Consider the following 19,092-nt stretch of genomic DNA (forward strand, 5'->3'; position numbering starts at 1 on the left):
AAGCAATCGGTGTTTGTTGTCTGTACTTAGGACGAATATCCTTTTCGTTTATTGAAGCTTAGTAAACCTGACTTGTCAATTGCTTGACGGTTCGTTTCTTTTTACCCAGTCTCTTCATACTCCCTATTATAATTAAGGTGTAATCCAAAACCGCTTCTTGTACTACTTGTCTGTTTATGTAAAATCTTTCAAAGAACTCTTTCTTTAATGCTTGAGATATTGTATTTCTCAAAAGCGAGTGCAAAAGTACGAACATTTTCCGAAACCACCAAATATTTCCAAGAAAAAGTTTAGAAATTAACAGTATTTTAACACTTCCACTGTGTTTATCGTATTTTTTCTGATATTTCACTTTATTATATACATGCAGGCAATGCGCATGCGTGCGGGCGCACACTCATTGTCAGTATTCATCAAATGATACTTAAAAAATGACATTTCCTTGGTGATTACATATATTATTAGTAATTTTGCCGTGTCAAAATATAATGGAAGAACAGTACATATAAAAAATACAATTCAGAATATGAAGATAATAGTATCGGAAGAAATAGAATCAGTATGCCCTACCTTTGTAGGGGCATGCGTGGAAGCTAGAGTAGAAAATACTCCATACAGCAAAGAACTATGGGATGAAATCAATTCACTAGGTGAGAAATACAAAGAAACGCTCACCACAGAGTCTCTGAAAGAGATAAGCGGAATTGCAGCAACCCGAAAAGTTTATCGTGCTTGTGGCAAAGACCCATCCCGTTACCGTCCGGCTTCAGAAGCCCTTATCCGAAGAATGCTGCAGGGCAAGGAACTCTATCAAAGAGATACGCTGGTGGATTTGGTCAACTTGGCGAGTATCGCATACGGTTATAGCATCGGTGGTTTCGATGCCGACAAGTTTGAAGGAGATACGCTGACACTAGGTGTCGGGAAGGCAGACGAACCTTACGAAGGTATCGGCAGGGGTATGATCAATATCGAAGGTCTTCCTGTTTATCGGGACAAGATTGGTGGCGTAGGAACTCCTACCAGCGACAACGAACGCACAAAGATGACTATTGACACGACCCATCTGGTGGTTCTCATCAACGGATATGATGGAGATGAGCAACACGTGCGCGAGAATGCCGAGTTCATTCTGGACCTTCTGAAGAAATACTGTAAAAGCCACGAAGGGAGCTATTTTATTTACCAATAGAATAAAATCTCTCAGTAGCAGAGAAAATTACGTCGGGACGTTTCAATCTGCGCCCTTCCATGGCAAAACATTGCCCTTACTGGAGCAATATTTTGCCATGGAAAGGCACTTTTCGTTACATCGGGATACATTATATTCAATAACTACAAGGAAGAAGAAAGATACGGAAGAATTCCTCTAACACTCTTCACTCTTCACATTTTACTCTTAAGCACCTGTAAACCAGGCGATTCAATGGGTGAAGAGTAGGACTGTCTCTTCACCACTCTTCACCCACTCTTCACCCCGATGGATTTTCATACAGCTTAGCCGTGAGAATATCCTGAGCTTCTATAAAAACTGGAATAAGGCTTAAGTAAACTTTAATAGAGCCATAAGTAAAGTTTATCTAAGGCTCAAAACAAGTCCAAAGATAACTTATTCTAAAAACAAAAGAAACTTAAAACAAACCTAATAGAAGCTTAAAACAAAACACTAGAAAGGCTTAGAGTGAGCAATGATAGAAGCCAAAGGACAAGCCATGATAGAAGCCGCTTACTTTTAAAAGGTGAAGAGTGGTGAAGAGACAGCCCCACTCTTCACCTACCGATTTTCCTGATTTATAGCGACTTAAGAACTAAATGTGAAGAGTGAAGAGTATTTTTGAATTTTATTTTTTTTCAAATAGTAAAACAGGACAGCGGACAGCTATCCCCATACAACCGCAAAAAGGGGACCGGCCACCGCCAGTCCCCAAAGACGAGAGAGATATAAGTGTTGACTTGGTCAACAACGAGGCAAATCACTTTGCCTTATATCCTATAATTTACTTTATAGAATCATTCTATAAACACTATATATCATTCATTATTCACTTTAACCTTAGTCAGTAACTCCATCACGAAGTCCAGGATTCTGTCCTGCTTCAGGAAGAGAACCACCAGTATTATTAACGATACCCTTATTGTTATCAGTCTCAGACTGTGGGAATCTCATGTTCAACCATGGATCATCTGCGCTAATATTGAACTGGAATGCATCAGAAAGGTTAGACTCCTTGTCAGCATGGAACCGAACAATGTTCTTACCCAAACGTCTAGCATCAGCAACGAAGAAGCCCTCGCCCCAAAGCTCGACACGACGCTGGAACCAGATTTCGTCAGCCAAAGAACGGCCGCTGGCAGATACGCTGTAAGAAGGATCACGGTAAGTCTTGACAAAGTCCTCAAGAACCTGCTTAGCCTTAGCCTCATTACCACTCTTCGCAAGACCTTCAGCCTGGATGAGAATCATCTCTTCTACACGCATCAATGGCCAGTCGTTATTGTTCAAAGTACTGCCTATACCAGACTTCATACCAAACTTGATATTGGTATAAGCTGGGAATCCGACCTTGCTACCATCATCCAAAATCAATGATGCGATCTCATCACCTTTGGCACCACCCCAAGTAAGGTTAGCCCAGTTAGGAGAATGAAGGTTCTCATCAAGCCACCAGCCTTTACGAACATCGGTAGCTGGAATCTTATCATACAACAAATTGTTGATACACATATTAACACCACAGGCAGCAGCATAACCATCACCACTGAACGAGCTAGCCCAAGAAGCTGATGTTGCATAACCAGAACTAGAAACCTGAGCATCTGTAATATCAATGCCCCAAATCCAGTTGCCAGCCTCGATATCGTCGAAACCAGGAACACTTACATCAGCGATAGAAGCAGGAGTGAATCCCTGCATTGCCTTTTCTGCATCCTCGGCTGCCTTTGCGTATTCGCCCATTGCCAGATAGGCGCGGGCACGAAGACCGTAAGCCACCTGCTGGTTAACCTGAGCCTTATCTGTACGCTGATATCCAGCCAAGTTGTCAATAGCTATATTCAAGTCAGAGATTATCTGATCATAAACCTCAGCTACAGTAGCACGAGGGTTATTGGTAGCATCGCCGTCAGCCTTAATCATAGGTACGCAAGGCTGATCCTTGCAGGAAGCATAGTTGCCCTGGAAGTATGGAGCCAACGACATATAATCGAAAGCACGAATGGCATAAGCCTGAGCAGCCTTATACTTAGCAACATCCTCGGCAGTTGCCATATCTACAGAATTGATAATCTCATTAGCTACACCTATCTGACGATAAGGCATTGTATATCGCATATATGGATTGGCATAGTTTGGATTACGGGTTGAGTATGCACAGGCTGCAGAGAACCAGTTGTAACCATTGTTGGCAGATGTAGCATCAGCACCCTCCAAATCCAGAGAAATGGCAGCAGAGATAAAACCGAAATCGTCAGCACGGGCACTACGAGAACCATATACAGCATACGGAGCACCCATCATGGTGTACATACCAGAAAGCGTTGCATCCATACGAGAAGGTACCGCATCCTGAGATTCCTGCTTCTGGTCAGCCAGCAGATTACCTCCTTCTGGATATTGCTCGTCGATATCAGAACATGATGCTAATGTCAAGGCACCCAACAATAAAAGTGAAATCTTATCTAGTTTCATATTCAAAATCTTTTAAATTTGTTAGAATGTAAGTGAAATACCTGCTGTGACAGAACGCAATGAAGCATAACTACCACTTGACAAACCAGAACCATAGGTCATAGAACCCAAACCGTAGTTGTATCTTGGATCCAAGCCCTTACGCTTTGTCAGCACGAAGAGATTCTCGCCTGCAACATATATTCTAAGGTTGTTTAATGCGAGAGGACGAATCAATGACTTAGGGAATGTATAACCCAATGTCAAGTTGTTCAAACTCAAATAATTTGAACTGGTCAGGAAACGGTCCTGTGATGTCTGAGAGTCGAAACCTGCATCATCACCAGCAGCATTACTCAAACGAGGAATGTTAGAATTCTTATTATCCTCGCTCCAGGCATTCAACAAATCCTTATGCATTGCACTACCGGCAGAATAACCATTGTGCATCAAGCTCTGGTACATACCATCATAGATTTTACCACCCAACTGATAAGAGAACTGAGCAGACAGGTCGAAACCATAAGCAGAAAGGCTGGTACCGAAACCACCCACTACAGTAGGCAATGTTGTACCCAAATCATAAGATGTAGCCTCAGTAATATCTGTTGTAAGTTCCTGAGTTGTAACACCCTTATCATCAGTAACATCCTTATACCACTGTGCTTCACCAGTCTCATGGTTTACACCAGCATACTTCTTCATATAAGCCTCGTATACAGAACCACCTACCTTCAGGATCTGATAGCTATATTTCAAACCACCTTCATCGATAGAAGGGTCAAGTTCAGTAATCTCATTATGGTTGAATGTAGCATTGAAGTTCAAATCCCACTGAATATCATTGGTCTTGATAGGTGTACCCTGCAATGAGAACTCGAAACCACGGTTTACCACAGAACCAATATTAGTATAGTAAGAAGATACTGAAATACCTGAAGACAGTGGAAGAGTCTTAGCCAACAACAAGTCCTTTGTCTTCTGATGATAATACTCGATAGTACCACTCAAACGATTCTTGAAGAAGCCGAAATCAACACCAAGGTTCCAGTCGTCATGGGTTTCCCAAGTCAGTTTATCATTACCCTTCTGAGACATGGTGATAGAATACTGCTTGGTGGATTCGTTATACGATGTAGTATATCGATCAGCCCAATAGTAATAACTACCCAAGTTATCATTACCGACAGAACCGTAGCTTACCTTCAATTTCAAGAGGTCAATCCACTTTGCATCCTTCAGGAAGTTCTCCTTGTTCATCTGCCAAGCCACACCAATACTACCGAATGTACCCCAACGGTTACCTGGAGCGAAAGCAGAAGAAGCATCACGACGAAGAGAAGCATTCAAGAAATACTTATCATTGTAATCATACATCAAACGACCGAAGAAACCTTCTGTCATATAGTTGTCTGTGTAGGAAGAAACACTCTTCTGGCTTGTACCACATGCATTATCCAACTCACCGATAAATGGATCATAGAGGTGGTCATTGTATCCATAGAGATACTGGTACTTATATTTATACTGCTCATAACCAACCAGAATATTGAAATGATGAACCTCAGCCAAAGTCTTGTCATAGTTGGCAGTAAAACGCTGGTTATTGGTGAAGGTACGAGTTGCATTTACTGCAGTTCCACCATCAGTACTTAAGCTGGCACCGAACTGGCTATACAAACCATTCCAACGCATATTGTCAACAAAGACATTCAAGTTAGCATCCAATACCAATCCCTCAATAGGAGTAATCTGAGCATCCCACTGTCCCTGGAAGATATCCTTGAAAGTCTTACTTCTGTTGTATTCGTTATCACGAACAGCATTACCAATCACAGAAGGACGAACGAAATTTGTCTGGTTAGAATCATACACCTTACGTCCAGACTCCATCTTGATAGAACCATCAGCATTACGTACGTAAAGCGGATAGATAGGACCCATAGAGTTGGTTACATAGAACAAGTTACCAGAACTTGCCCATGAAGAATCATCATAGGAAGGAGACTCAGAATCAGTATGAGTATAGCTCAAACCGGTAGAAAGTTTCAACCACTTCTTTGCCTGATAGTCTACAGTTGCACGAGCAGTATAACGCTTCAACTCAGAGTTGTCAACGATACCGCCATCCTGCAAGTAACCACCACTGGCGAAATAATTCATCTTACCAGATGAACCAGTTACGTGAGCATTATATTCCTGGCGGAAAGAGTTGTGATAAGTCTCATCATACCAGTTATCAGGAGTATAGTAATAAGTACCGTCGCTGTAACCCAAGGTAGCATTAGGATTAATCTTGAAATCACGACCAATCAACTGCTCGCCGGCAGGTATGGTGTAAACCTGATAACCCAGACCCTTATTGCTAGTATTGTACAAGTTCTTGCAAGCGTAAGCATAAGCCTCATCAGCAGTCTTGCCATGATAATACTGAGAATTATACATAGCCTTGAAATGAGTCTCATAATACTGAGCAGGGTCAGAGATTACGTCGTACTGAGGAATCAAGCGAGAGTTAGAACCCCACTTAGCATCGAAAGTAACACGGGCATCCTGGCCATCACGTGCTTTCTTGGTAGTGATAATGATAACACCATTAGCACCACGGGCACCATAGATGGCACTTGCAGAAGCATCCTTCTGAACAGAAATGCTCTCGATATCAGCAGGGTTGATGTTAGAAATACCAGCTTCGTAAGGAGCACCATCCACAATATAGAGAGGTGCAGAGCTGGCACTGACAGAGCCAATACCACGAATACGGATTACAGGGCTGCTACCTGGTTCACCACAAGAAGATGTAGCCTGAATACCAGCAACCTTACCCACCAAGGCACTTGTTGCAGTAGAAGTAACGTGAGCAGAAATCTCATCAGATTTGATTTCAGCAGCAGAACCGGTAAAAGCTGATTTCTTGGTCTTACCATAAGCGATGACCAAGACATCATCCAAAGCCTGATTGTCCGGATCCAAGATAACCTTCATATTCTTGGCTATCTTCATCTTTTTTGGCAACATACCCAAGTATGTTACCTCTACAGTTGAATTTGCAGGCACATTCAAGGTAAAGTTACCATCAATATCAGTAACAGTACCTGTATTGGTACCAACTACCTTGATGGAAGCACCAACAACTGGAGAACCATCGTCTGCAGAAGTTACCTTACCTGTAACAGCAGTCTGCGCGAGAGCCATTCCTGTTGAAAGAACAAGCCCTCCCATTAACATGGTTAGTCTTTTTGTCATAATTTCTCTCTCTAAAAATTAAACAACTTACAATTATCGGATGCAAAGATACACTCTTTTTATAAAATAAACAAATTTTTAGCTAACAAAATGCAAGTCAAAGTGCACTTTTCCCTACTTTTTACATATTTTCTGCATATTTCCCAACTTTTAGATAGATTTTTATGACTAAAGACAACAAAATGTTAGTTTTCAGCAATAACACCATACTTGATGAGGGCATTCTTCACTCCATCTTCATCCACATGGGTGGTAATGAAATCGGCTACCTGCTTCAGATCTTCGCCGGCATTGCCCATTGCCACACCCACTCCAGCTTCCTTGATGATGGAGATGTCGTTGCCGCCATCACCGAAAGCCATGGTTTCTTCAATGTTCAAACCCAGATAATCAGCCATGGCATGAAGTCCCTTTCCCTTGTCGGCTCCACGCGCCGTGATGTCAGTAAAGGCAGGATGCCATCTGCCGGAAGTGCAGTTTTCGAGCGTAGGCATCAGGAGCGCTTCCTGCTCTACGGTACAGAAAGGAGTGACCTGCAGAATTGGCTCTTCGCCCAAATCGTTTACATCCGTAATGAAGATACTGCTATCCACTCCCAGTCCCTTGCAGAAAATCTCATAAACCTCGTCGGTATAATGATGGATGGCAAAACGGCTCTCGCTTACCACGATGGCAGGATAGTTGTCTCTATCAGCAGCATCGATGATCTTCTTCACATCCGAAGGAAGGATGGCATGCTGACTCACCACCGTATCCTGGACAAAACAGCGGGCACCATTGGTTGTGATGTAACCGTCGATGAGATGCTCTATCTGACCAAGATTATTGATAATCTGCTTTGGGCGACCTGTAGAAATATAAATCTCTACCCCATTCTTCTTTGCCTGTTCCAAGGCATCTACCGTGCTTTGCGGAATCCTGTGGGTTTTGAAACTCACCAAAGTGCCATCAATATCGAAGAACAAAGCCTTCACCTTTTTATTCTCTTTCTTATCCATATATCATACAATAATTTTCCTTTTATTATAATAATGCTATATATATAATAAGGTGTAATCATAAAAAAACACTTATTATCGGGTACAAAATTACAAAAAAACGGATAATTCACAAAAAATATAAAGAATTATTTGATTTTACTTGCAATCATCAAATAAAAAATGTAAATTTGCAATGACTTCCATGCACAGGAAAAATTCTTGATTCATGCAAAAGGAAGAAAGCTAACTAACAAGAAAACTATGAAGAAGGAATGCTACAAATTATTGGCAGCAATCATTTTGATGCTAGTAGCGACGTTCACTTCATGCGAAAAGTTTTCTCTCGATGAATCGGGCCAAAGCTCAACACATGACGCAAACGCCAACGTAACGGTGCGCATACACCAAGTTCAGAACCGCACTATCGGAAAAGTTACCAAGGCAACAACTTCGGGAACAGCTCTCCAGGATGTATGTTCCAGAGTTTCCTTTGTGGTCTTTGATGGCGAAGAGAAAATAGAGACCATCAACCAAACCAGCGATGACGCGAATTTCGGCATTGCCAGTTTCAGTCTGGATGAAGGCGAATACAGACTCGTTGTCATTGCCCATAGCGGCAAGGGCAACTGCACGATGAGTGTGCCCGAAAAGGTAAAATTCACGAGCAACAAGCTTACCGACACCTTTTATTATTATGGCAGATTGAGCATCAAGAGCGATAAGGTAGAGGCAGATGTGAAGCTGCAGCGAGCCGTAGCAGCCTTCAAGCTTCATATTACTGACGAAACGATTCCGGAAGAAGTCAGGAGCATCAAGTTCTACTATACCGGAGGAAGCAGTACGCTGGATGCAACCACGGGATATGGCTGTGTAAACAGTCGGCAGACGGAAATCTTCAATTTCACAGACAACAACAGAGACTTCACCGTATATACTTTCCCGCACGAAGAGAACAAGGCTATCAAGATGACCATCAGCATCTTAGATGCCGATGCCCATGCCATCAAAACCTTTACCAAGTCTGATTTAAAGATGAAAAGAAACGAAATCATCAAGACAGACATTTCGCTTACGAAATCATCAGGCGGAAGTTTAGATGAAGACGATGACAGAAATGTAGGCTTAACGGTTGATGCCGACTGGGGTGAAGAAACCGTTGTACGTTTCTGAGAAAAGGGAAAAAGTAACATGCATCATAGTAGGAAAACTATGATGTATGTTCCATTTTTCCACAATATAAGATTTTTTTTATTTCTTAAAGATTTCATAAATAAATTTTCTTTGATATTTAAGAATAATTCGATAATTTTGCATCCGATATTATATAATATTATATAAGGATGAAAAAAATAATAACTATTTTCATGATGATGGGAGCATTGATTCCTGCCGGGGCACAAGCGCAAGCGTTAAGTCTCGACAGTTGCCGTGCTATGGCTCTGCGCAACAACAAGCAGATCAATGCCTCGAAGCTCAAGAAAGACGTGGCGTATAACCTGAAGAAATCGGCACGCACGAAATACTTGCCTAAGGTGGACGCCTTGGGTGGATATGAATGGTTCAGCAAAGAGATTTCCCTGCTGAACAGTGATCAGAAAGCAGCATTCAGCAATTTGGGTTCCACTCTAGCTGGTGGAATCTCAGGGAATGCCAGCAATCTGATGGGACAGTTGGTTGGTCAGGGCATCTTGACGCCAGAACAGGCACAGAAGATAGGAGACTTGCTTTCTGATAAATTGGCTTCTGTCCAGCAGCAGGGCAATGCTATCGGACAAAATGTAGTGGATGCTTTCAAAACTGACACCCGAAACATGTGGGCAGGAAGCGTGATGGTAAGACAGCCTATCTATATGGGCGGTGCTATTATTGCAGCCAACAAGATTGCCGACATCGGAGAAGAAATAGCTGAGAACGATCTGGATCATCAGACCCAGCAGACTCTCTACGCCATCGACCAGGCTTACTGGCTGGCAGTTTCGCTCAAACAGAAGCATAAGCTAGCCACCAGTTACCGCGACCTGGTACAGAAGCTCAATGATGATGTTCACAAGATGATCAAGCAGGGTGTTGCGACGAAGGCTGACGGCTTGAAGGTAGACGTAAAGGTGAACGAGGCAGAGATGAAGATGACTCAGGCAGAAGACGGACTGGCTCTTTCCAAGATGCTGCTCTGCCAGCTCTGCGGAATCCCGATGAATCAGGAAATCACACTTGCTGATGAAGATAAGGAGACCTTGGCTCTTTCAGGAACACCTGTCGACACAGAACAGCAAAGAGTAGCAGCTGCCGACTCAGCGATGAATACCCGTCCGGAATTGAGAATGCTCCAGAATGCACTCGATATTTCCAAGCAGGCTACCAATCTGGTGAGAGCCATCTACATGCCACATGTAGCTCTGACCGGTGGCTACACCATTTCAAATCCTAATGTTTTCAATGGATTCCAGAAGAAATTCACAGGAGTATGGAACGTAGGAATCATCGTCCAGGTGCCAGTATGGAACTGGTTTGACTGCGCCTATAAGGTGAGAGCATCTAAGGCAACCACCAATATCGCCCAGATGAACCTGGATGATACGCGCGAGAAGATTCACCTTCAGATTGCGCAGAGCCAGTTCAAGGTGAAGGAAGCTCAGAAGAAGCTCAATATGGCGATGAGAAACATTGCCAGCGCTGAGGAAAACCTCAGATGCGCCAACCTCGGATTCAAGGAAGGCGTAATGGAGGTTACCGATGTGATGGCTGCACAGACTGCCTGGCAACAGGCTCAGAGCCAGAAGATTGACGCCGAAATCGACGTGAAGCTGACACAGGTTGGGCTCAACAAGGCGCTCGGTATCCTGCAATAACGGCACCGGGGGCAGAAATCCTGGGGGCGGAAATCCTGGGGGCGGAAATCCGATGGAATCGGATTTAACGGTGACTAGAGGGGGGATTTTTTCCTCAGTTTCATCTTTATAAAAGAAGTTTTTTAAAATTCAAATTCAGATAAAAATGTCTAAGAAATCACAGCATAACAACATATTACTCGCTGTCATCGGATTTACGGCGGTAGTTATCCTAGTGGGTGTCATCGGTTTCTTTACCTTGGAACAGAAGGACGACACCATCCAGGGCGAGGTAGAAGTTTCAGAATACAGAGTATCCTGCAAGTTGCCTGGCCGTATAGTAGAATTGAGAGTGAAGGAGGGCGACTATGTTCACGTAGGCGATACTCTCGCCATCCTCGAAGTTCCTGAGATGAAATCACAGGAGCAGATGCTTCAGGCAACCAATGCTGCGGCAGAAGCCATGAAGGATTTGACCGATGCCGGTGCACGCAAGGAGCAAATTCAGGGTGCTTATCAGCTGGTTCAGCAGGCAGAAGCTGCTGCAACCATCGCCAAGAAGACTTACGACCGCATGCAGAACCTCTACAACGAGGGCGTCATCAGCGGTCAGAAGCGCGATGAGGCTTTCGCAGCCTACAAGGCAACAGAGGCTCAGGTGGCTGCAGCCAAGAGCCAGTATGAAATGGCCAAGAACGGAGCACGTGAGCAGGAGAAGCGCATGGCTGCCAACAACACCCAGGCTTCCAAGAGCGCCGTGGATGTAGTGAAGAATCTCCTGAAGGAGACGGTTCAGATTGCCCAGTGCGAAGGCGAGGTAAGCAATGTCTATCCAAAGGTAGGCGAGCTGGTGGGTCTTGGTTCTCCTATCATGAGCATCTCTATCATGAGCGATATGTGGGGAACCTTCAATGTCCGCGAAGACCATCTCCAGGGCTTGAACAAGGGTGATGAATTTACCGCTTTCGTCCCAGCCTTCAACAAGGATATCAAGATGAAGGTTTATTACCTGAAGGACCAGGGTTCATACGCAACCTGGAAGGCAACCAAGGACAATGGCGATTACGACCGCAAGACTTTCGAGGTAAAGGCCCGTCCTATCACCAAGCTCGAAGGATTGCGCCCGGGAATGTCACTCATCATTAAATAACTTCTATGTTCAAGAGATTATATCATATTGCCCTCAGAGAATGCGGCATCATGTGGAAGAATCCTATCTATCTCTTCTGCATGGTCATCTTCCCCATCGTGGTGGTGATTTTCTTCACTACCCTGATGCAGGGAGGTGTGCCTACCGACATGCCTGTGGGCATTGTTGACCAGGACAAATCTCATACCTCCCGCCAGCTGGTGCATAAGCTCGACGCTTTCCAGACCACCAAGGTGGTGGCTCACTATGAGAACATAGCTGAGGCAAGACATGCTATCCAGAAGAACGAAATCTATGCCTTCCTGGTGATTCCTAACGGAACGGAGGCAGGATTGATGGCTCAGAAACAGCCTAAGATTTCCTTCTACTACAGCAGCGTGTCGCTGGCGGCAGGCTCCCTGCTCTTCCGCGACTTGAAGACCATTTCTACCCTGGGAGGAGCAGCGGCAGGAATGGCGAAGCTGTCGGCACTGGGAAAGACGAATGATGAAATCATGACCTTTCTGCAGCCTATTGCTGTAGATTTGCACATGATAGGCAATCCATATGCCAACTACAACTACTATCTCTCCACGGTGATGGTGCCGGGACTCATCATGCTGTTCATCTTCCTGATCACACCTTATTCTATAGGAACGGAGTTGAAATTCAACCGGGCAAAAGACTGGATGCGAATGGCGAACAACAATCCTTATCTCGCCATCGCCGGCAAGATGCTTCCTCAGACGCTCATCTTCCTGAGCATCTTCCTGCTGTTCGAGTTCTATATCTATCATGTACTGGATTTCCCTCATCCGGGCGGTGCGCTGCCTATCATCCTGCTGGGCATTCTGAGCGTATTATCCTGCCAGTGCTTTGGCATTTTTGCCTTCGGACTGATGCCTTCGCTCCGTATGTCGATGAGTATCTGTTCGTTGTGGGGCGTGGTTAGTTTCTCCATCTGCGGAGCCACTTATCCGCTCTTCGCCATGGATTCGCCTATCCAGGCCATCGGACAGCTCTTCCCTATGCGCCATTACTACATGATTTACCAGATGAACATCTTCAATGGTTTCCCGATGAGCGATGCAGTATTGCACTGGGGTGCGATGGTGCTCTTCTGTGCCCTGCCAATGCTCACTATCTGGAACATCAAGAAGGCAATGCTGGTTTACAAGTACCTGCCGTAGGAAAGTGAAGAGTGAAGAACGAAGAATTCAACAGCTTTACGAATCATAAAGTTCAATGTTCAAAGTTAAAGAGTTCAATGTTAAAAAGTAGTTTACTATATAAGATTATCAATGGTATCTGGGACATGTGCTTCATCTGGAAGACGGAAATGCGCAATGTGTTCCGTGACGAGGGTGTGCTCATCTTCTGTATCCTGGTGCCGCTGGGCTATCCGCTGCTCTACTCGTGGATTTACAACAACGAGGTGGTGAGAGAGGTGGATACGGCGATTGTCGACCTCAGCCACAGCCATACTTCCCGCGAGTTTATCCGCGATTACGATGCCTCTCCTGATGCCAAGGCAACGTATTACTGCAACAGTCTTGATGAGGCGAAGCAGCTGGTACAGAAGCAGGCTGTGCATGGAATCATCTATATTCCTTCCGATTTCGACACCAAGCTGAATCGTGGCGAACAGGCGCATGTGGGCGTTTATTGCGATATGAGTCTGATGCTTACCTATAAGGCAATTTATCAGACGGCGCAGGGCGTGGCAAGCCATATCAATTCGGGCATTCAGATTTCTAAAGGTGGCGGATTCACGAATAGAGACGATGAGATTACCACCGAGCCGCTGGCTTTCGATGAGGTTCCGATTTTCAACACAACCGGGGGATACGGAAATGCGATTCTTCCGGGTGTTCTGGTGCTGATTCTGCAGCAAACCATGCTGTTGGGCATCGGAATGGCGGCAGGAACATCAAGAGAAACGAACAGAAATCGCGAACTGATACCGGTAAGCAAGCATTATGGCGGTATTTTCCGCATCGTTTTCGGTAAGGCGATGGTTTATTTCATGGTTTATGCCGTGATGGGAATGTATCTTACGCTGGTAGTTCCGAAACTGTTCGGATTTGTCAGCATGGTAACGTGGACCACCATTCTTGGTTTCCTCTTGCCTTATATCCTATCGTGCATTTTCTTCGGTTTTATGCTGTCATGTCTGGTAAAATATCGTGAAAACGTGATGCTTCTGGTGGTATTTACCTCCGTTCCATTGCTTTTTATGACGGGAATTTCATGGCCACAGAGCAATATTCCGGGCTTTTGGCAAGGATTTTCGTGGGTTTTCCCATCCACTTTCGGCATCCGGGGATTCCTCAGAATCAGCAGTATGGGAGCATCTCTTGCTGATATTCTTCCGGAATTCAGGGCGCTCTGGATACAGACGGGCGTCTATTTCCTGGCTACCTGCCTGGTTTTCAGGCAGCAACTGCGTTCTGCAAGACTCAAGGCAAATCTTACAGCTGAAGTAGCAGAAGAAGAGGATGAGGCGGAAGAAATCGTTAATAATGTACAATGAATAATGTATAATTCATAATTTCGGGGTGACCATGCAAAAAACAGCTGTTAACTGTTAACCTGTTAACTCCTGAGAAAAAAGGGGGTGTCAAAAGCGCACCCCCGCCAGGCGTCCCGGCGGATTTGAAATCCGCCGTAAAAAAAGTTCGACCTATTAAAACCGGGGATTTACAATCCCCCAACATAAGGTAAAGCATACTCCTTTGCTGCGGATTGCAAATCCGCAGAGCCTAAATAGGTTAGGACATTTTTTAATGCCGGATTGCAAATCCGGCAGGACGCCAGGGGTGACCATGCAAAAAACAGCTGTTAACTGTTAACCTGTTAACTCCTCTGATAAAAATAAAGCTAGGACTGCTTGAGGGCAATCCTAGCTTTTTATTTTATACCCTTATCAAATAGGATATTTACTACTTGTGTGTACTTACAATCTTGGTTGGAGCCTTCTCGGCATTTCTGCGGTTCACCACTGTCACGATGCTCTGGGCAAGGCTCAGGAAAGCCTGACCGGTGATGGAATCAACCTTGGTTGCAGCAGGAGCACCATCATCTCCACCCTCGCAGATGCTCTGGACGATAGGAATCTGGGCAAGCAATGGCACGTTCATCTCCTTGGCAAGATTCTTGCAGCCCTCCTTACCAAAGATATAATACTTATTCTCAGGCAACTCAGCAGGAGTAAAGTAAGCCATGTTCTCGATAAGACCGAGGATTGGCACGTTCACCTTGTCATTCTGATACATGTCAATACCCTTACGGGCATCAGCCAGAGCCACCTGCTGAGGAGTACTTACGATAACCGCACCCGTGATGGCAAGCGTCTGGAGCAGAGTAAGATGAATATCGCTTGTGCCAGGAGGAGTATCAAGGATGAAGTAATCCAACTCGCCCCAGTCAGCATCAGCAATCAACTGCTTCAAGGCAGAGCAAGCCATACCGCCACGCCACAAAGTAGCCGTGGTAGGACTTACGAAGAAACCGATACTCAGGAGCTTAACGCCATATTTCTCGATAGGTTCGATGAGGTCTCTTCCGTCCTTGTGAACAGAATAAGGACGCTCCTCCTCAACACCGAACATCTTAGGCATGGAAGGACCGAAGATATCAGTATCGAGCAAACCCACCTTATAGCCCAGCTTAGCCAGGGCAATGGCGAGATTGGCAGAAACGGTACTCTTGCCTACTCCACCCTTACCGGAGCTTACAGCGATGACGTTCTTCACCTGTGGCAGCATCTTGCCCACCTCAGGACGAGGAGCCGACTTGAATTCAGTAACTATCTCAACCTCAACCTCCTTGGAGATATGATAATGGATGGCAGCCTCAGCCGCCTTCACGGTACTCTTCAGGAAAGGATCAGTATCACGAGGGAAGAGCAAGACCACCTTCACCTTCATACCATTGATGCTAGGCGTATCAGCCAGCATCTCGCTCTCGATGAGGTTCTTCTTCGTACCCGGGTAGATGACCGTAGCAAGAGCCTCTTCTATTAATTTCGGATATAATGTCATAATTCTTCTGTTTATTTGTGCAAAAGTAACAATAAATAATGTAATAAGCAAATAAAAACTAAATAATTTCAGATATTAAACACTTTTATGTATCTTTGCAGATTAGAGAAATGTGGAGATTTCACACTTATCCACGACCAACCCGTTTAAAACGCAAAGAAATGAACTATAAAAAGATTATTATAGGTGCTGCATTGACCTTGGCCTGCTTCTCTTGCCTTCCTGTCAATGCCCTAACCTCAAACAGAAGCAAGAAAACAGAAGCACAGACCGTTGCCCCAAAGGTTTACTGGACCGACAGCAACGGCAGAGTGACCTACTCCATCAACGCCACAAAGGCACCCGTGGTGAAAATAGCGCTCAGAGAGTTTGCCAACGACATGAAAGCGATTACCGGCTTAGAAGCTAGGGAGAAATCGAATGCTCCGATACAGATTTATCAGCTCGATTTACTTTCGAACAAGGAATTTTCAGCTGTTGAAAAACTCAAGATTCCGCTGCATCAGTTCATAACCGCCAAGGACGCCTTCTACATCGGAGTGAGGAAGAACCGCCTCATCGTGGTAGGAAGCAACGCCCGAGGCACCGCCTACGCCATCATGCAGCTGTCTCAGCTGGCTGGCGTCACTCCCTTCATGGCGTGGCACGACCTTCAGCCTCAGCCACACAGCTCCATCTCTACCCCTTCCAAGCAGGAATGGCTGGAGATTCCGAGAATAGAATTCAGAGGACTGGCGCTCAACGGAAGCCAATGGATGAACCCGAAGAACTATAGCCGCATCGCACGACTGATGCTGAGACTGAAATGCAACACCCTCTGGAAGGTAGACGGAAAGCACGATGCTGCCTATAATAAAGCCGTCGTAGACAGCTTTGACATCTGTCTGGCGGACAACTACAAGGTGACGGAACTGACGGGCAAAAAGCACAAGAAGAAGCGCAGAAAGACCATCGAGAACGTGAAGATGGTTTGCGACAACAGCCAGATGGAGATGGGACAAACGGCTCCGGGACTGCTGCTCGAAATGCTGAACAACAGGGATTACCTGGAGACCAAGAACGGTCATCGCAACAAATCGCACCGCTCTACAGTCCACAACGACGAGGATTGCGCCTGGATAGCCAACATATCCAATCCGCTGACAGCATCGCTGCAACTGTCGATGATGATGGATCTGGCATGGGATAAAAACGCGCTGACAAAGGATTGCAAGAGCTATCTGGACAATTGGCTCAGCAACCTTTTTGGAGCCGCTACAGGCAAGAAAATCGCGCCTCTGATGGAAGAATACTATCGCCTTACCAGCATCCGCCAGCCGGCTTATATGATCATGCCTTACGGCGATACAGAATTCCATTCGGGAGAGTTCGGCAATGAGCTGGAGCGCCATCTCTACTATTTCGAACAGCTGAAGGCGAAGGCTGTAGCCATCGAGCGTACCCTGCCAGCCGGTCAGAAAGACGGTTTCTTCGAGATTGTGAAGTATCCTATCTTCTCTGCAGCCCTTATCGCCGAGAAGGAATTAGAGGCGCAGGAAGCCCGCCAAATCGCCCGTCCGGGACTTTTCTACAAGGACGATGAAGCGAAGACAGCAGCAGCCGTCAGCCTCAACGCCTACAATACGCTGAAGCAGCTCAATGCCTATTACGCCAGGATTGGCAAGGGGAAATGGGCGAACTTCATCGACAACAAAGCCTCAGAGATGCAGGCTCCGCAGCTGCCGGGCACGCTCAGAGCCAACGAAATCAAATCGCTGATGGCAGATGCCTTCAACCGGAATACCGATTTCCTCGCGCTCTCTACCTACACCAACGACATCATCGCCAAGAATGCCTATGAGTGGCAAAAGGGCTATAACGCCCCTCAGAGCCAGGGAAAGGACGCTGAGCGCATCAAGTTGATTCCGCTCCTGGGACACAGCAACAAGGCCGTTAAACTGCCTAAGGGAGCCACGCTCAACTATACTTTCTATTGCAGAAAGAGCGGGGATGCGAGATTTACGCTGGCTGTAATACCAAGTTATCTGGAAAATGTGAAGAACATGAGGGTAAGCGTGAGCATAGATCGTGCCGAGCCGGTAGTGTGCCAGATGAAGGAAATTTTCAATTCAAAGGAATGGAAATTCGATCATTGGAGGGGTCAATCCCTCAAGAATTTCTATGTTACGCTGTCTAGCGGCAACCACACCATCGAAATCAAGGCATTGGATGATAACGTGATTATCGACCAGTGGGTAGTGGATTTTGATGTGGATAGAGAATATTATGTATTCCCAGTATCGAGATAAATACAAGCCTCTGCTTCAAAGCAGGGGCTTCTTTTATGGTCTAGGCTTGCCACAAATGATGACCAGGGCTTGCCATAAATGATGGCTAAGGCTCTACATAAGAGACGGTTAAACAGCGCTTCCGTTCCTGCTTACCAAGCAATAATAAAGGCAAAAATACATTAAATACACTAACTCATAGTTTCTTCCCTCCCATCTCTATGAGTTGACCATCAGGAAGCATAGAGTAAGCACGAAAGAGGGGCAGGGTTAACAGGGTTAACAGTTAACACCCCAAAAATGCATACCCCCACCCCTACACATATAAAAATAAGTATATATATATTTATTATTATATAAGGTACGCGAGGGGGAGGTAGGAAAAAACAGCTGTTAACTGTTAACTCTGTTAACCACCTCTCTTGCCTTAAAAAGAAAAAGCCTCTCAGCAAGGGGGAATGCTGAAAGGCTATGGTATTTTATTCGAGATACTTCTCAACAAATTCCTCAGGAGTCAAAACTTCCGGTCTTTGTCCTAATACGTTTTTATAATCTTTGATGTTGATAGTCAACAGAACATCACAATCATTCTGCAAGGCACAATGATACTGAAAACTATCCTCTATGTCGGTAAAGCGCTCGTCATTGATAGCTTCCAGAATTGTATTTTGAGAACAATCTATAACCTCAGCCAAATCGATCAAGCCATTAAGTCCAAATCTAACTTTTTCATTTAACTCCGGCTGATGAATATTTCTTTTCTTAAAGACACGAGTCAATAAATACGCAATAGTGTACATACCGCCAACAGAAACAGCAGCAGTGAATTTACCTTTTTTGATAGCCTCAAAAATAGTAAATGTTAGAGTTTCCTGCTTACGATGAGCCACAAACTCCATGAATATATTTGTATCTAAAAAAACTTTCATGAG

The 19,092-nt window shown here is 45.0% G+C and carries 12 protein-coding genes; 7 read left to right on the forward strand and 5 right to left on the reverse strand.

Going from position 1 to position 19,092, the window contains the following annotated elements:
* Positions 1-526 precede the first annotated feature (526 nt).
* Positions 527-1,192: a B3/B4 domain-containing protein gene (locus tag ACTQ53_RS11925; protein ID WP_441933139.1), complete on the forward strand. Its 666-nt coding sequence runs from the start codon at positions 527-529 to the stop codon at positions 1,190-1,192.
* 861 nt (positions 1,193-2,053) lie between these two features.
* Here ACTQ53_RS11925 and ACTQ53_RS11930 read toward each other — a convergent pair.
* The 3 genes from ACTQ53_RS11930 to ACTQ53_RS11940 form a co-directional block, all read right to left on the reverse strand.
* Positions 2,054-3,688, reverse strand: coding sequence for a RagB/SusD family nutrient uptake outer membrane protein (locus ACTQ53_RS11930; protein WP_441933140.1), 1,635 nt, complete (start codon positions 3,686-3,688; stop codon positions 2,054-2,056).
* Between the two features lie 21 nt (positions 3,689-3,709).
* A complete protein-coding gene (locus ACTQ53_RS11935; RefSeq protein WP_441933141.1) occupies positions 3,710-6,913 on the reverse strand; it encodes a SusC/RagA family TonB-linked outer membrane protein in 3,204 nt (1,067 codons plus the stop codon).
* 185 nt (positions 6,914-7,098) lie between these two features.
* Positions 7,099-7,911 carry a Cof-type HAD-IIB family hydrolase gene (locus ACTQ53_RS11940; protein WP_441933142.1) on the reverse strand — a complete coding sequence of 271 codons (813 nt, stop codon included), beginning with the start codon at positions 7,909-7,911 and terminating at the stop codon, positions 7,099-7,101.
* Positions 7,912-8,154: 243 nt separating this feature from the next.
* On the opposite strand from ACTQ53_RS11940, the gene ACTQ53_RS11945 reads away from it, so the two are divergent.
* The 5 genes from ACTQ53_RS11945 (at position 8,155) to ACTQ53_RS11965 (ending at position 14,383) form a co-directional block, all read left to right on the forward strand.
* Positions 8,155-9,063, forward strand: coding sequence for a FimB/Mfa2 family fimbrial subunit (locus ACTQ53_RS11945; RefSeq protein ID WP_294971792.1), 909 nt, complete (start codon positions 8,155-8,157; stop codon positions 9,061-9,063).
* Between the two features lie 170 nt (positions 9,064-9,233).
* A complete protein-coding gene (locus ACTQ53_RS11950) occupies positions 9,234-10,742 on the forward strand; it encodes a TolC family protein (RefSeq protein ID WP_441933143.1) in 1,509 nt (502 codons plus the stop codon).
* A gap of 145 nt (positions 10,743-10,887) precedes the next feature.
* The gene (locus ACTQ53_RS11955) at positions 10,888-11,871 is read left to right on the forward strand and encodes an HlyD family secretion protein (RefSeq protein WP_153122223.1); all 984 of its coding nucleotides are present in this window, start codon (positions 10,888-10,890) and stop codon (positions 11,869-11,871) included.
* Positions 11,872-11,876: 5 nt separating this feature from the next.
* The gene (locus tag ACTQ53_RS11960) at positions 11,877-13,040 is read left to right on the forward strand and encodes an ABC transporter permease (protein WP_294971785.1); all 1,164 of its coding nucleotides are present in this window, start codon (positions 11,877-11,879) and stop codon (positions 13,038-13,040) included.
* A 77-nt stretch (positions 13,041-13,117) separates the two neighbouring features.
* Entirely contained in the window at positions 13,118-14,383 is a 1,266-nt protein-coding gene (locus ACTQ53_RS11965; protein WP_441933144.1) for an ABC transporter permease, read from the forward strand.
* 409 nt (positions 14,384-14,792) lie between these two features.
* On the opposite strand, the gene ACTQ53_RS11970 is transcribed toward ACTQ53_RS11965, so the two are convergent.
* Positions 14,793-15,893: an Mrp/NBP35 family ATP-binding protein gene (locus ACTQ53_RS11970; protein WP_217761458.1), complete on the reverse strand. Its 1,101-nt coding sequence runs from the start codon at positions 15,891-15,893 to the stop codon at positions 14,793-14,795.
* Positions 15,894-16,054: 161 nt separating this feature from the next.
* On the opposite strand from ACTQ53_RS11970, the gene ACTQ53_RS11975 reads away from it, so the two are divergent.
* On the forward strand, positions 16,055-18,181 hold the full coding sequence (locus tag ACTQ53_RS11975; protein WP_441933145.1) for a glycosyl hydrolase 115 family protein: 2,127 nt from the start codon (positions 16,055-16,057) through the stop codon (positions 18,179-18,181).
* A 458-nt stretch (positions 18,182-18,639) separates the two neighbouring features.
* On the opposite strand, the gene ACTQ53_RS11980 is transcribed toward ACTQ53_RS11975, so the two are convergent.
* Positions 18,640-19,089, reverse strand: coding sequence for a PIN domain-containing protein (locus ACTQ53_RS11980; protein ID WP_441933146.1), 450 nt, complete (start codon positions 19,087-19,089; stop codon positions 18,640-18,642).
* Between the last annotated feature and the right edge of the window lie 3 nt (positions 19,090-19,092).

This window comes from Prevotella sp. Sow4_E9_plate, assembly GCF_052116205.1.
GTDB lineage: Bacteria > Bacteroidota > Bacteroidia > Bacteroidales > Bacteroidaceae > Prevotella.

Coding starts and splice junctions, on each gene's coding strand:
- ACTQ53_RS11925 (WP_441933139.1), top strand. CDS start 527: ATGAAGATAATAGTATCGGAAGAAATAGAATCAGTATGCCCTACCTTT.
- ACTQ53_RS11930 (WP_441933140.1), bottom strand. CDS start 3,688: ATGAAACTAGATAAGATTTCACTTTTATTGTTGGGTGCCTTGACATTA.
- ACTQ53_RS11935 (WP_441933141.1), bottom strand. CDS start 6,913: ATGACAAAAAGACTAACCATGTTAATGGGAGGGCTTGTTCTTTCAACA.
- ACTQ53_RS11940 (WP_441933142.1), bottom strand. CDS start 7,911: ATGGATAAGAAAGAGAATAAAAAGGTGAAGGCTTTGTTCTTCGATATT.
- ACTQ53_RS11945 (WP_294971792.1), top strand. CDS start 8,155: ATGAAGAAGGAATGCTACAAATTATTGGCAGCAATCATTTTGATGCTA.
- ACTQ53_RS11950 (WP_441933143.1), top strand. CDS start 9,234: ATGAAAAAAATAATAACTATTTTCATGATGATGGGAGCATTGATTCCT.
- ACTQ53_RS11955 (WP_153122223.1), top strand. CDS start 10,888: ATGTCTAAGAAATCACAGCATAACAACATATTACTCGCTGTCATCGGA.
- ACTQ53_RS11960 (WP_294971785.1), top strand. CDS start 11,877: ATGTTCAAGAGATTATATCATATTGCCCTCAGAGAATGCGGCATCATG.
- ACTQ53_RS11965 (WP_441933144.1), top strand. CDS start 13,118: ATGTTAAAAAGTAGTTTACTATATAAGATTATCAATGGTATCTGGGAC.
- ACTQ53_RS11970 (WP_217761458.1), bottom strand. CDS start 15,893: ATGACATTATATCCGAAATTAATAGAAGAGGCTCTTGCTACGGTCATC.
- ACTQ53_RS11975 (WP_441933145.1), top strand. CDS start 16,055: ATGAACTATAAAAAGATTATTATAGGTGCTGCATTGACCTTGGCCTGC.
- ACTQ53_RS11980 (WP_441933146.1), bottom strand. CDS start 19,089: ATGAAAGTTTTTTTAGATACAAATATATTCATGGAGTTTGTGGCTCAT.